We start from the raw sequence: 13,119 nt of genomic DNA, 5'->3' as shown, positions 1-13,119 counted from the left end.
AGAAGCAGAAATTTTTATCCTCAATTTCTCTCAATCCTCGCTACGGACGCTTAAGTCCGACAGGCTCCTAGGGACGTTCGCAGGTTGGCATAACATCAGCAAGCCACCCTGCGAAGAAAGCCTAAACCAACAGTTCCAGTGGCGGTAGCTCAGGCTTATAGAGCTGCCATTCACCGGCTTTCCTGGATTCAAACAGCTTCCATTCCGGGGCTTTAACCCAATTAGTTGTCACATGATATTCCGGATTTAACAACTGGATTGCCTTTCTGGTTGAGTCGATGGCAAGGAACAAATCTTTAGAGCTTGTCAGCGAACACTCGTCACCACAGGCACGGATGGTTATTGGAGAGTAGTCATTGTTGTACCCTCTATTGGCAACCACGCGTTCTGTGGCAATTTGCTGGGCACGTATATGGGGCTGGTTGCTGACCAGAACGATGTCTCCGGGAGTGGCTCCAGGCAGTAGTTCCAGGGCATTTAAGGCAGACACTATCGTTCCTTCGGTGTTTGCTCTGCCAGTGATGATATTTTTCTCATTGAGGTTGAGCGTGTATTTGCCATCTTCCTGGAGAGATTGCTGAAAGAATTGAACTTTTCCGGTATAAGTTACATAGATGGTTTGTTTGTTCAGAAAGCATGTCTGCTGACTTTTCTGGTCGCTTTTCTCCTCACTTATCTCCTCGCTTATCTCCTCACTTTTCTGATCGCTTTTCTGGTCAGCCATACGGAGCATGTCCATAAGAGCCATTTGGGCGTGAGTTTCTGTGGCAGTGGATCCCAGGGTAGTTTTAAACTCTTTAACCAGCTCACCCATGCGCTTATACAGACGATCATTGCTAGCAACATCCTGAAGCTCGTCGACGTCGCCCAAAGTCCTTGAAGAACCGTTACAGAGCAGCAGTCCGGGCAGTTTATTGTCACTGTTTTGTGCAATAGCGAAATTAGGACGAAGGTGCATTCTAGGGATAGCCGCTCCCGGAAAAAGAAGAACTGATTGATCAGTAAACTCAAGGGGCTCTGAGTCAGCAGTCCTTAAGGGCTTAAGTGCTGACCGTAGCTCATTTTTGGCAGCGTCACTCAGGTTTTCAATGACTTCAGTTTGCTCTATGGCATTCCAGCGCTCCACTATTTTTCCCTGCTCTTCCCTGAGAATAGGGCTTTGGTGGAAATAGACGTCAAGTTGCCTGACAAGCTTAATCAGACTTTCGTACTTTTTTGGCTCCGGCAGTGCATCGAAATTGTCTGGCATTCGTAGCGAGGCGTCTGGTTCCTTTTTTCCAAAGACTTTGTTCATAACTTTAACCAGATTTACTGTATCGAGGATAAAGCGCTGGTTGTCCAGGATGCATTTCTGGAGTTGTGTCAGTTCAACAGGCTGAGTTGATCTGCTCACCTCCACGTCTTTAACCGCTTTTTCATTGCCTGTTGGTGTTGATTGCAAGGGCGGGGGAGTCGATTGAACAGATAACATTACAGAATTTCCTCTGGTTTAATGGGGGCCTGTCTGGCAAATCAAAAAAGGTTTACCAATTCTGATTCAATAGACAGGAAATCAGAGAATAAGTTCCTGTGTCGGCGTTAAGTAGCTAACCATATGAAATCATATATTTCTGACTCCTTGTTCAGGCACTCTGCTTCGTTACAACTCCGGTCACATAGCTACGGCTATGCTCCCTCCGTTGTGCCTCGCATAGCACCTGCCCAAGTAGCCAGAAATATATGATTTCATATGGCCAGCTACTTAAGAATATTCAAACATTACCGGTAACCCTGACCCGTTTGCTTACTTTTGCAGTTACTGGTTGCAGGCTTTTCCTTCTTTCTTCCAGGCGACGATCAATAATATTTTTAATGGCAATCAAAAAGCCCATAAAGACAAAGGCACCCGGGGGAAGAATGGCAAACAGGAACTGTTTATAGTTGGCAATCACCGTAATGGTCCAGTCAGCGGCAATGGAGCCCAGCAGCAGGTCCATGCCGGAGAACAGCGTGCCCTGGCCAATCAGCTCCCGCAGTGCCCCCAGCAATACCAGAATCACAGCAAAGCCCGTACCCATCATCAAGCCATCAAAAGCGGCAGGCAGCACCGGGTTTCGGGAGGCAAAGGCATCGGCCCGGCCCAGGATGATGCAGTTGGTGACAATCAACGGAATAAAAATACCCAGTATCCGATAGAGTTCGTAGGTATAAGCCTGCATCAGCAGTTCGATACAGGTGGTGAAAGAAGCAATAATCATCACAAATACGGGCAGGCGAATGGCATCGGTTACCTGGTGTCGTATCAGGGAGACGGCAACGTTGGAGCCCATCACCACCAGCATGGTGGCTATGCCCAGACCAAGCGCATTGACGACACTGCTGGAAACCCCCAGCAGAGGGCACAGGCCCAACAGCTGGACCAGTGCCGGATTGTTTTTCCAGAGACCGTCCAGGGCAATCTTTGCGGCCTGGCTGCCAGCAGTGCTCTTGTTCGCCACAGTGTCATTTGTCATATTGAATCTCCTCGCGGACACCGGCGAGTGGGTCCAGCAATCGCTTGCGGTTTGCCTCAAAGTATTGCAGTGCGCGGTACACCGCGGCAACAACCGCTCTTGGCGTTATTGTGGCACCGGTAAACTGGTCAAACTCACCACCGTCTTTTTTCACTCCCCAGCCTTCGCTAAAGGGGTTGCCCAGGGATTTGCCGGCAAACCCGAGAATCCAATCGGTGACATTGCTGTTGATCTTGTCGCCAAGCCCGGGTGTCTCTTTGTGGGTGATGGCCCTGACGCCTGACAGCGTACCATTGCGGTTGATGCCCACCAAAAGCTCAATTCGCCCGCTATACCCGTCAGGTGCGGTGACCGGCAGAATAACGGCAGAGACCGCCCCATCACTCAGGGCAATATAGGCGTCACGTTGATCCTGGCTGGAAAGCAGGGGGGATGGTTCCAGAATAATTTTCGAATCTACCAGCACATTGTCGTGAGTGTCGGCCGGTAAAATCTCCATCAATGCTTTGGCTTCATAGGCTCGAACCTGTGTCTCTATTTGTTCCTGAGTCATGATCCAGGTCACGGAAATCAGGCCTACGGTAAATACGGCAAACAGGCCAAGGCCCAGGCTATTGCGAAAAATGCTTTGCAGCAGACCGTTCCCGCCGGGAGCCTTGCTGCCGGTGGTGTCTTTTAAAGGAATCTGGCCGTCACTCATGATTCAGTCCTTCTTTGGCAGGCCTTTATTGGCCTTGTGGTGGCCATAAGTGCGTGGCTGAGTGTAATAGTCGATGGTGGGGGCCGCCATATTCATCAGCAGCGTGGCAAAGGCGACACCATCCGGGTATCCACCCCAGGCACGGATGACGTAGACCATAACGCCAACACCCGCACCAAAAATCAGACGTCCACGGTTGCTGGTTGCACCACTGACCGGATCCGTAATGATAAAAAAAGCACCCAGCATGGTGGCACCACTGAACAGGTGAAACAGCGGGGAACCATGACTGTCTGACCCGTTACCACTCCAGAACAGGGTCGCCATAATGGCAATGGCGGCGAGCATCCCCACAGGGCCGTGCCAGGTAAATACTTTGCGCCAGATCAGAAAGACGCCGCTGGCCAGATAAGCCAGGTTAACCCACATCCAGCCACGACCAGCCATGCCATCAAATACCGGGTTGGCTTCCCAAAGTTCATTGATGGTCTGGCTTTTGTTTTCGCGCAACACATCCAGTGGGGTGGCCATACTGATGGCATCAACACTCTGGCCCAGGGGGAAAATAGTGAACAGGGCATCGGTCAGGCTGTTGTTATGACCTTCCAGCCCCAGTGGTGGCAGCCAGGTGGTCATTTCCTGGGGAAACGAAATCAGTACCACAACATAGCCCAGCATGGCCGGGTTAAAGGGGTTCTGACCCAGGCCACCATAGAGATGTTTGCCAATGACCATACCGAAGGACACAGCGACCAGTGATAGCCACCAGGGGGCAAAGGGCGGCAATGCCAGCCCCAGCAGTACACCGGTCAACAGGGCGCTGCAATCACTCAGGTAGAAGCTCACGGACCGTTGGCGCATTGATACCACGGCCGCTTCGCAGCCCATCGCAACCAGGGAACACCAGATAACATTGATCAGTGTGCCCCAGCCAAAAAAGACCGTTTGTGCCATCAGACCGGGGATGGTAGCCATGATCACCAGACTCATGACCCGCTGAGTGCTGTTTTGTCCCAGCGCATGGGGTGAGGTCTCTCTTCCCCGCTGGCTGATGGACGATCTGCTATTAATCAAGGCCATTCAACGATTCCGCTCTGTTGTGTCTTTATCATGCTTCCCGGGCTTCCTCCCACGCAGAGCGTGGGAACAAGGTGGCTGTAGCTGTAAGTCACGAGAGACTCTCCAGAGCCTGTTTCAGCTCAGCCGCCTTTTGTTCCGCTGCCACCAGCTGGTGTTTCAGCGTATCCTGCTCATCTTCACCGGCACTGGCGATCGCTCGCTGAAGTTTTTTCACCGCAGCGTTGGCCATGGCCGACTCGATTTTCAGCTTTTTTGCTTCATCAGTTAACGGCGCTTTGGCCTTTGTTGCTGTTGGTTTGGCATCCGCAGAAGGGGTTATTGCCGTTTCTGTCGGAGGCTCTGAAGCTTCAGCTTCGAGGCGCTTGATGTTGGCCTGGCACGCTTCGACGGCCTGCTTGAACGACTCGGTGTTCTCGTTGTTGCTCTCAACCGCGGCTGCCAGTGCGCGCTCTGCTTTTTTCAAGGCCGCTTTGGCCATGGCCAGTTCAACCTTGCGTTTCTTCTCATTGTCTGAGAGTGCCGGTTTGGCTGCTTTAGCGGGCTTCTCTGGACTGTCTTTGCTGGCAGAATCCTGACTGTTTTCATCAAACGCCTGCTGAAGTTTACTCACCTGCTCATTCAGCATCGCCAGATTAGACTTCAGTTGTTCAATATCTCCCCTGTCGCCTTTAAGCTCAGCAGAAGCTTCTGCGGTAGCCAGCGCTCTCTCTGTCTTTTTGGCCTGAGCTTTGGCCATGGACAGCTGAACTTTCAGCTCTTTCTGTTTGGCAGAGAGCGGTCTGTCAGGCGCTTGCCTGGCTGACGTGGGCTCGGAGTTCCCGGTAGCCGCCGCTGCTTTTCGTGCCTTGGCCCGGGCGATAGCGGCCTGGATCGGGTCTTCTTCGGCTTTGGCGTCACTTCCGGTTTGTTCCGCTGTTTTGGCCGCCTTCAGTTTTGCTGCCCGTTCGGCATTGGCTTTTCGTTTGGCCTCTTTCTCGGCTTTTTCCTGCTCCAGTCTGGCCAGGCGATCTTCATAGCGCTGTTTCGAGCGCTCCGACTTGGTGTGTTTGGCTTCCTGGGTACGAATAGCGCCTTTGGATGCCCGGTAATACTGAACCAGCGGAATAGACGACGGGCAGACAAAGGCGCAGGCACCGCACTCGATACAGTCAAAGAGATTGTGGTGCATAAGCTGCTCATGGTTCTCAGCCCTGGCGTGCCAGTAAAGCTGCTGGGGCAGCAATGACGACGGACACGCTTCGGCACAGTGCCCGCAACGGATACAGGCCTGGGCATCCGGTGCTGCCGGAAATTCATCCTCCGTCGCGGCAATCAGGCAGTTTGAGGTTTTGATCACCGGGATATCCATGCGATCAACAGTGAAGCCCATCATGGGGCCGCCAAACACCAGCGTTGATAATTCGGACGTTTTGAGCGCCGCATATTGCAGCAGGTCCTGAGCCAGTGTACCGATCAATACGTCGACATTTTGTGGCGCTGCCAGGGCATCACCGGTGAGGGTGGTGATACGAGAGATCAGCGGTTTGCCGTCCACAATGGCATCTTTGACGGCAACGGCTGTTCCCACGTTCTGAACCACCATGCCCAGATCCGCAGGCAGTTTTCCGGAAGGCACCTCCTGACCGGTAAGAATCTGGATCAGCTGTTTTTCACCACCGGAAGGGTAGATGGTGGGGAAAACGACAATGTCTATATTTTTGCCGGTCGCCGCCCTGCGCATCGCGGCGATGGCTTCCGGCTTGTTGTCTTCAATACCGATCAGGCACTCCCGGGCACCGAGCATGTATTGGAGGATTTCTGCGCCCTGAATCACCGCATCGGCCTTTTCCCGCATCAGCATATCGTCGGCGGTAATATAGGGCTCACACTCCGTACCATTGATAATCAGGGTATTGATTGCTGTGCCGGGTGCCAGTTTGATGGCTGTAGGGAAGCCAGCGCCCCCCATACCGCTGATGCCGGCATCACGCACTTTTTCTACCAGTTCAGCAGACGACAGTTGACGATAATCCACTACGGGTGCCAGTTGACACCATTGCTCCTGACCATCGGTTTCGAGAATGATGCACAGATCATAAAAGCCGGAGGCATGGGGAATCGGACGGTTCTCAATGGCGGTAACAGTGCCCGAAGTGGGCGCATGCAACGCAGCACTGACAAAGCCGGACGCTTTGGCAATCATCTGGCCTTTGAGTACTTTGTCTCCCACGCGGATCAGCGGATCAGCAGGCAAACCGGCGTGTTGCGACAATGGCAGCACCAGTGTTTCAGGCAGAGGCGCAGCACTGACAGGGCGGCTGGTGGACTGATGCTTGTTTTCTTCCGGGTGAACCCCACCGGTCAGTGGCCAGATTTTGCGTTCAGAACTTGCTATCACCTGGCTCCCGGCCACAGGGCTCTGTATGTCCTGGTGTGGACTTTTTACAATTGCGTTCATACGGTCTGCCCCCTGAGGTCAGTGGCAATCAAGCCAGCCTTGCCATGATTCGGCTGGGGCAGCGCCCAGCTCCAGGTCCTGACCGTGATATCCACAGGACGCATTTCAATACAGTCAACAGGGCAGGTCTCAACACAGAGATCGCAGCCGGTACACTCATCGGAAATCACCGTATGCATCTGTTTGGCGGCACCCAGGATGGCATCCACCGGGCAGGCCTGAATGCACTTGGTACAACCGATGCACTCCGCTTCCCGGATAAAGGCAACTTTGGTGACCGACTCCTGCCCATGTTCCGCATCCAGCGGCTCAGGCTCCACATCCAGCAGGTCCGCCAGTGTGTTGATGGTTGCCTGACCACCGGGCGGGCACTTATTGATGGCATCGCCATTGGCAATGGCTTCCGCATAGGGGCGACACCCCGGATAACCGCACTGGCCACACTGGGTCTGGGGCAGAATTTCATTAATCTGGTCAACAATCGGGTTACCTTCCACCTTAAAGCGGATAGCAGCAAAACCGAGAATCGCCCCGAAAATCAGGGCAAGAGCCAGCAGGGCTCCAATGGCGTAAAGAACAATGTCCATGGACTAACGCAACCGCTCCTTCAGCTTTTTATCACGTCTGGCATTTCTCATCATGGTTTGAAATCCTGCACTCACAGTTTGATCAGTCCGGTAAAACCCATAAAGGCCAACGACATCAGACCGGCGCTGATCATACCAATGGCTGCCCCTCTGAATGGCGTTGGTACATCCGCTGCGGCGATGCGCTCACGCATGGCGGAAAACAGCACCAGTACCAGGGAAAAACCGGCCGCCGCACCAAAGCCGTAGGTGGCTGAATCTACCAGGGAGCTGTCCATTCGGTTGGTGTTCAGCAGGGCAACCCCGAGTACCGCACAGTTTGTGGTGATCAGTGGCAGGAAAACGCCCAGCACCTTATGCAGCAGCGGGCTGGTTTTGCGCACCACCATCTCGGTGAATTGCACCACCACGGCAATCACCAGAATGAATGAGATGGTTTTCAGAAACTCCAGATTCAGTGGCAATAGGATGTACTTATACGTTAGATAGCTGCAGATAGAGGCCAGTGTCAGCACAAAGGTGGTGGCCATCGACATACCCATGGCCGATTCCAGCTTGTTGGACACGCCCATAAAAGGACACAACCCAAGGAATTGGACCAGTACAAAGTTGTTAACCAGTATGGCGCTGACCAGAATCAGTATCAGTTCGCTCATTGGGGTTTCCTGCCGCAATGCCCGGCTCTTAGAGCCGGTCGATCAAAAATGCTGTTGAATGCCTGATGGAGGGCGTCAAGTATATATTTCCGAAATAAGCTGATAAATCATCTTTAAAGACGCAAATCGAATAACGATAATCCGGTAACCGGTTTGTGTGCTTTTTTCGGAAGACTCATTGAGTCTTAATTGAACAGCCTCCTGGCTCAGGAGGCGGGGATTATAACGCCACAACAGGGAGGATGCATGTAGTGATGCCTCTAATGGGGCTGAAGAAAACCGAATAACAGTCAACGAATGCTGTTTTCTCATCAATAAGCCTTTTCAGATCAGCTATCATAATTATCTGCATGTAAATGCATCCGCACCCGGGTTCACCACACGCCGGTGGACTGAAATCCCTTCATATACTCCAGCAGGAGTCCTGCCATGAATAAACCATTGGTTGTTATTACCGGAGCCAGCTCTGGTATTGGTGAAGCCGTTGCCAGGGCCATGAGTCAGCTTGGACATCCATTGTTATTACTGGCCAGAAGGGTCGAGCGCCTGGAGGCCCTGGATCTGACTGACGCACTTTGCCGACGAGTGGATGTGACGGATCGTGATGCCCTGAAACTGGTTATCGAAGAGGCCGAGTCCCGCTATGGACCTACAGACTGTCTTATCAACAATGCCGGGCTAATGCAGCTGGGGCGTGTCGATGAACAGGATCCTGCCGAGTGGGACAACATGGTTGATGTGAATATCAAAGGTGTTTTGAATGGCATCCATGCTGTTGCCCATCAGATGAAAGCCAGAAAAGGGGGAACCATCTTCAATATCAGCTCAGTGGCTGGTATCAAAAGTTTTCCAAATCATATGGCCTATTGTGGCACCAAGTTTGCCGTGCATGGTTTGTCTGAAACCCTGAGAGAAGAGCTGGCTGACGACAGTGTACGGGTGGTAACCATCGCACCGGGAGCGGTAGAAACTGAGCTGCTGAGCCATACCACATCCAGTGACATCAAGGAGGGCTATGAGCAGTGGAAGCACGGCATGGGCGGCGTTATTACGGCAGAGGATATTGCCCGTTGTATTACCTTTGTGTATCAGCAGCCGCAAAATGTCTGTATCCGTGAACTGGTAGTGACGGCTACCCGACAAACGGCGTAGAGAATTTCCGCTCTGACAGGCACCTGATTCCGACGACCCCGGGGTTGTCGCGAACATGTTGCAAATGGTCTCGATGAAAGTCGGCTTGCATGTGAATTCATAGTGCATGCAAGCCAACTCGAGTCCTCAAATGAAACTACGTAGTTAACCAAATGAAATCATATTTTCTGACTTAGTGGGCAGGTAATTGAAACTGTCCATTGTTGTACTGTTCTTGAAGTCTACGGGCGATCTTTGCATCTTCACCCTCTTGTTCAGCCTTGGTTCTTATTTGCCTTTGCTGATTTACTTGTTCAAAGAGTGCAATGCGCTCATTTTTCAACTGAACAATTAGCTTTTGCACTTCTTTTAATTCTTTTAATTCTTTTAATTGATCCAGGTATTCATTGTATTCCTGCTCGTATCTTCTACAGGATTCAGCTATGGCCGGCTTGTTATGGTTCCGGGGATCAAGCAGGCTTAGAATACAGGAAGCGTGCAAGGTGCTATTTCCAGAGAGGTTTTCAGTATAATGCCAATGAATAAAGGCTTGTTCGACCTTGCGCATTTGTTCTGGAAGATCTTTAAGGTTTTTATTGTAAATCTGTTCAAGTTGTTGGTAAGGCCAGCTCAGTCTGAATTTTACAAGCGTATTGTAAGGATTCTCTTTTACAGGAGTGTGTTGATCGCAGTGCTGTTTTAATTGTTTTTCCACATCAAATGACTCTTTAATCGTTTTGATAAATGATTGACCCATTTCCCACTTCACGATCGCGCAGTCTGGCGACAGGCGAGTATGTTCAATCCATGGGATATCATCAGGTTTCCAGTTGCCAACATGCATATCACATTTATCACAATAAACTGAGTCACTATATTCACTGCAGGAAAATCCCGCTTCAGCCAATTCCCTCGGAGTATGATAGGGGAAGTTCTTCTCAAAGCCCTTGAATGTGGCTGCTTTGGCCATCAGCATATCATTTCGTTGAGAAGGGCTTGGGGGGTTCTCGTGGGGAAGCCGGGTATAAACATGCCCGGAAGGTGCATGATGTGATTTACGGGTATGCAGATCCCTTGGCTCGAACGGCGTGTGGGGAGGCGCGTGAGTTACTAGTAATCCTGGAACCGGTGCAAAACGAAGACCAGTAAATGAGTTGCCCGTCAGGGGGTTACGAAAGTGAACCGGTGTATGTCTCTCTTCCCCGGGCTCTCTAGGTAGAAGAAGAAGGTATCCACGCTGTGGGGCTCGAAAAACATTCGGGTTAAGCCAATGACATTCCATATTTAGATCCGTCCAGAGGTATATTTGTTTATAGCTCTCTGACCAGTTTCTTACAGGAAAGTTCCCTCAGCTCATTCAATTGCTCCCGGCGTTGGGGGGCACCGGCGCAGCCCTGCGTTGATCAAAAAGGTGTTGAATGGTCAGAACGGGATGTTTAAGTAGCAGGCGAGGGCCAGCCCATGTCATCACTTCACGAATTTGTCGGCGTTGTTCTGGTTTATAGCAGTGGATTTGGCAGTTAGCGCAGGTGGGTTTTTCGACGCCATAAATACAGCGTTCAAGCCGTCGCTTGCTGAAAGCCAGCAGAGACAGGCATTCATTGCACAGGGTGGGGTGCTGGTGGTGGTGGCAGTAAAGCTCAATCATGCGGGTAACGGTAAAATATTCACGGGCCAGCCTGGGGTGATCTTTCAGGCGGCCTTTGAGAGCGAGGGGCATAAACAACGTAACCTTCTCTGTTTCGAGGAAGCCATCCTCCCATAATCCGCCTTGATTGCCAAATCAGGCCATTCGAAAATGGCACTGACGAAGTCTGATAGCCATTGAGAACCAGCCTATTCGTGTCGTTTATACCAGTTGACCAGTGACAAAACTGAACTTTTCTCAAGAAGTTATTTCTACTACTCAAGTACTGAACAAATTTGCTCAGCCCATTAAAATAATCACTTGAGTCAGTAATTATGCAAACCACTATCAGCAGCTGCCACAGTACCCCTTCTACACCAGAGCCTCAGGCTGCTGGTCAGTCATTACCAGAGAACATTACTGTTAACCCCAGTGCTGTAAAGGAGACTGTTTCACGATATATCATCGAACATCAAAAAATACCCTTGTCCTTGAGAACTGTATTAAAACTGACAAACGAAGCCTGCCTCTCGCTGCTCAAAAAAATTCCTTCAGGTGGAACAGAGTCAGAAAAAAAAGAAGCAATTCATCGTATGGTTGAAGAAATGATCTATCACGACCTGCCCAGTGTTAAGCTTCAGGAAATTGATGATTTATTCAAGCGCCTCCCCCTGGTAGCAAAGAAGCTTGAGTATAAAGATATCCATACCAGTGAGTTTATCCATCGACGGGAAGTATCGGAGGCAAGCAATGAATCACTAACCTGTGTTAAATTGGGGTACCTGAGTTTTAATGTTTATGACGAAATTGACAGCATAAAATCCCGTATAAAGGTGATCAACAAGGTGACTCAATGGGTGTGCGACTATCTGCAAAAACTGCCGGACAGTCGGGTAACTTTTATATCCATGGGGGCTGGAGCATTGTTGATGGAGCAGCTGATTCACCAGCAAATCACCAAGAGCGGGGTATCAGATAAAAAAATTGCCTGGCGCTGTATAGATATTGATTATGTCGAGGATTCCTCTCGTTCCCCGGGGTCTTCACCGACCCTTAAAAATGTCAGAAAGCAGTTTATAGAGGGAAAAAATGTCCGGTTTTTTACTACAGCAACCACCTACCTGAACAAAAAGTTAAATGGTCAGCAACTCCGGACCACAGATAAAGAAAATAGTGCGATTGTCATTTTAGAATTTAACCCGCCCACACCCACGCATGGCAACAGTCAAGAGACAGCACCTTGTAATACTGGTGGATATATAGTGTCAGGCGCACCCTGTGAGATTGCCAGGGCAAATTCTGTTTTCTTATTAATTGGAGCAGAAGATCAACATTCAGATCTTGAAAAGTTCGTTGGTGAACTTGATTCTTCAATATCATGGATGAGTTCATCAATGCAGTTTATTAAAGTTTCAATAAATGTCTCAGGTGAGCCGGAGGTTTACCTTTCAGAATTCTATAAAAAGAATTGTGAAGCACTCGGCCTGAAGTTCAAAAGCATTGTGTTATCTCATTTGAATCAACAAAAGGCTATCGGTTCCCCTATCATCAGGGCTGAAAAGGCACTCAATGAACTAAAAGAATTCATTCTCCAGGCTGGCTGGTCTGCACAGGTGTTTGCATATTCAGAATACAGTGACAGCATTGATCAACTCACCAGGCACTTTTACAGCGGGCAACAAGCCAGTATTGATCGGTCTCCCGGGGCGTTGTTCAAATTGCAAAACAAACAGATAACCATCACCGATAGTGCAGATTTTGCAGCTTTGAGCATCAGTCAAGGTGCCGTATAGAAGAGAACCGGGGCTTCTCTCCATTAAAGACAAAGTCAGCTCAACTCTTATCAGGGCTTGTTGACGCGTTGCGAGTAAGCAACGAAACGTCAACAGGGCCCTTTTGAGCGTTTTCACTTTAGTGTTATGTGCTGTTATGCTCCCGCCCACCGTTATAAAAAAATTGTCGGTTTGTACAATCTCTGTGCAATTAAATGGGAAGCAAAAGATGTCTGAGACGGTTAGCCGTGAATTGCTTGAAAAGGCCAAATTAAATCAGGAAACCTCATTAATAGCCTGGTCCGAACTGCTGCGTTACTTTGCCCAGGGGGTTGTGCTGCTGGTAGATGATTCGCTGGACCTGATTGATGTTGGCTATCAGATCTCGGTAGACAATAAATCAGCGGTAGAAGCCTGGGTTGAACAGGGTGTCCTGGGGGCAGTCAGCGATGAGCAGGCCCGGTCCTGGGTTACCGATAATCGTGATCTGTGGGCGGTTGTGGTTCGCCCCTGGGTACTGGTGCAGGAAAGAGAGCAGGAAAGACGTTAGGGGCTGTTTCGGAATAAGGGATAATGAACCTTTCACTATTTTCAAATGTCTGAGCAGGGAGGATAACTGAAGCAGAGATTGGAGACA

General features: G+C 50.3%; 12 protein-coding genes. 3 read left to right on the top strand and 9 right to left on the bottom strand.

From position 1 onward, the window contains the following. Window positions 1-121 precede the first annotated feature (121 nt). From ACO6VE_RS12160 to rsxA, 7 genes are all read right to left on the bottom strand, one after another. Window positions 122-1,471, bottom strand: coding sequence for a hypothetical protein (locus tag ACO6VE_RS12160; RefSeq protein ID WP_422446932.1), 1,350 nt, complete (start codon window positions 1,469-1,471; stop codon window positions 122-124). Between the two features lie 280 nt (window positions 1,472-1,751). Next, window positions 1,752-2,492 (bottom strand): electron transport complex subunit E, encoded by a 741-nt coding sequence (locus ACO6VE_RS12155; protein ID WP_422446930.1) that lies wholly within the window; start codon window positions 2,490-2,492, stop codon window positions 1,752-1,754. Beyond that, complete coding sequence (gene rsxG, locus ACO6VE_RS12150; RefSeq protein WP_422461503.1) at window positions 2,482-3,192, bottom strand: electron transport complex subunit RsxG; 711 nt, start codon at window positions 3,190-3,192, stop codon at window positions 2,482-2,484. The genes ACO6VE_RS12155 and rsxG overlap by 11 nt, the downstream gene beginning before the upstream one ends. Before the next feature lie 3 nt (window positions 3,193-3,195). After that, entirely contained in the window at window positions 3,196-4,272 is a 1,077-nt protein-coding gene (gene rsxD, locus ACO6VE_RS12145) for an electron transport complex subunit RsxD (RefSeq protein WP_422446926.1), read from the bottom strand. Window positions 4,273-4,360: 88 nt separating this feature from the next. Then, window positions 4,361-6,709: an electron transport complex subunit RsxC gene (gene rsxC, locus ACO6VE_RS12140; protein ID WP_422461502.1), complete on the bottom strand. Its 2,349-nt coding sequence runs from the start codon at window positions 6,707-6,709 to the stop codon at window positions 4,361-4,363. Then, a complete protein-coding gene (gene rsxB, locus ACO6VE_RS12135) occupies window positions 6,706-7,296 on the bottom strand; it encodes an electron transport complex subunit RsxB (protein WP_422461500.1) in 591 nt (196 codons plus the stop codon). Before rsxB ends, rsxC begins: the two co-directional genes overlap by 4 nt. A 71-nt stretch (window positions 7,297-7,367) precedes the next feature. After that, window positions 7,368-7,952, bottom strand: a complete 585-nt coding sequence (rsxA, locus tag ACO6VE_RS12130) for an electron transport complex subunit RsxA (RefSeq protein ID WP_020581588.1) — start codon at window positions 7,950-7,952, stop codon at window positions 7,368-7,370. Window positions 7,953-8,381: 429 nt separating this feature from the next. Between rsxA and ACO6VE_RS12125 the strand changes: the two genes are divergently transcribed. After that, window positions 8,382-9,104 (top strand): SDR family oxidoreductase, encoded by a 723-nt coding sequence (locus ACO6VE_RS12125; protein WP_422446921.1) that lies wholly within the window; start codon window positions 8,382-8,384, stop codon window positions 9,102-9,104. A gap of 172 nt (window positions 9,105-9,276) precedes the next feature. Here ACO6VE_RS12125 and ACO6VE_RS12120 read toward each other — a convergent pair whose 3' ends face one another. Next, on the bottom strand, window positions 9,277-10,053 hold the full coding sequence (locus ACO6VE_RS12120) for a baculoviral IAP repeat-containing protein (protein WP_422461498.1): 777 nt from the start codon (window positions 10,051-10,053) through the stop codon (window positions 9,277-9,279). A 387-nt stretch (window positions 10,054-10,440) separates the two neighbouring features. Then, complete coding sequence (locus ACO6VE_RS12115; RefSeq protein ID WP_422461496.1) at window positions 10,441-10,803, bottom strand: nitrous oxide-stimulated promoter family protein; 363 nt, start codon at window positions 10,801-10,803, stop codon at window positions 10,441-10,443. Window positions 10,804-11,639: 836 nt separating this feature from the next. On the opposite strand from ACO6VE_RS12115, the gene ACO6VE_RS12110 reads away from it, so the two are divergent. Both ACO6VE_RS12110 and ACO6VE_RS12105 read left to right on the top strand, forming a co-directional pair. After that, the gene (locus tag ACO6VE_RS12110; protein ID WP_422446915.1) at window positions 11,640-12,503 is read left to right on the top strand and encodes a hypothetical protein; all 864 of its coding nucleotides are present in this window, start codon (window positions 11,640-11,642) and stop codon (window positions 12,501-12,503) included. 208 nt (window positions 12,504-12,711) lie between these two features. Further along, the gene (locus ACO6VE_RS12105) at window positions 12,712-13,032 is read left to right on the top strand and encodes a DUF2288 domain-containing protein (protein ID WP_422446913.1); all 321 of its coding nucleotides are present in this window, start codon (window positions 12,712-12,714) and stop codon (window positions 13,030-13,032) included. Window positions 13,033-13,119: the final 87 nt, after the last annotated feature.

The sequence above is a fragment of the Endozoicomonas sp. ALB115 genome (assembly GCF_049310245.1).
Taxonomy (GTDB): Bacteria; Pseudomonadota; Gammaproteobacteria; order Pseudomonadales; family Endozoicomonadaceae; genus Endozoicomonas.
The sequence above is the reverse complement of the archived record's forward strand: the minus strand, read 5'-3'. Positions and strand labels throughout refer to the sequence as shown.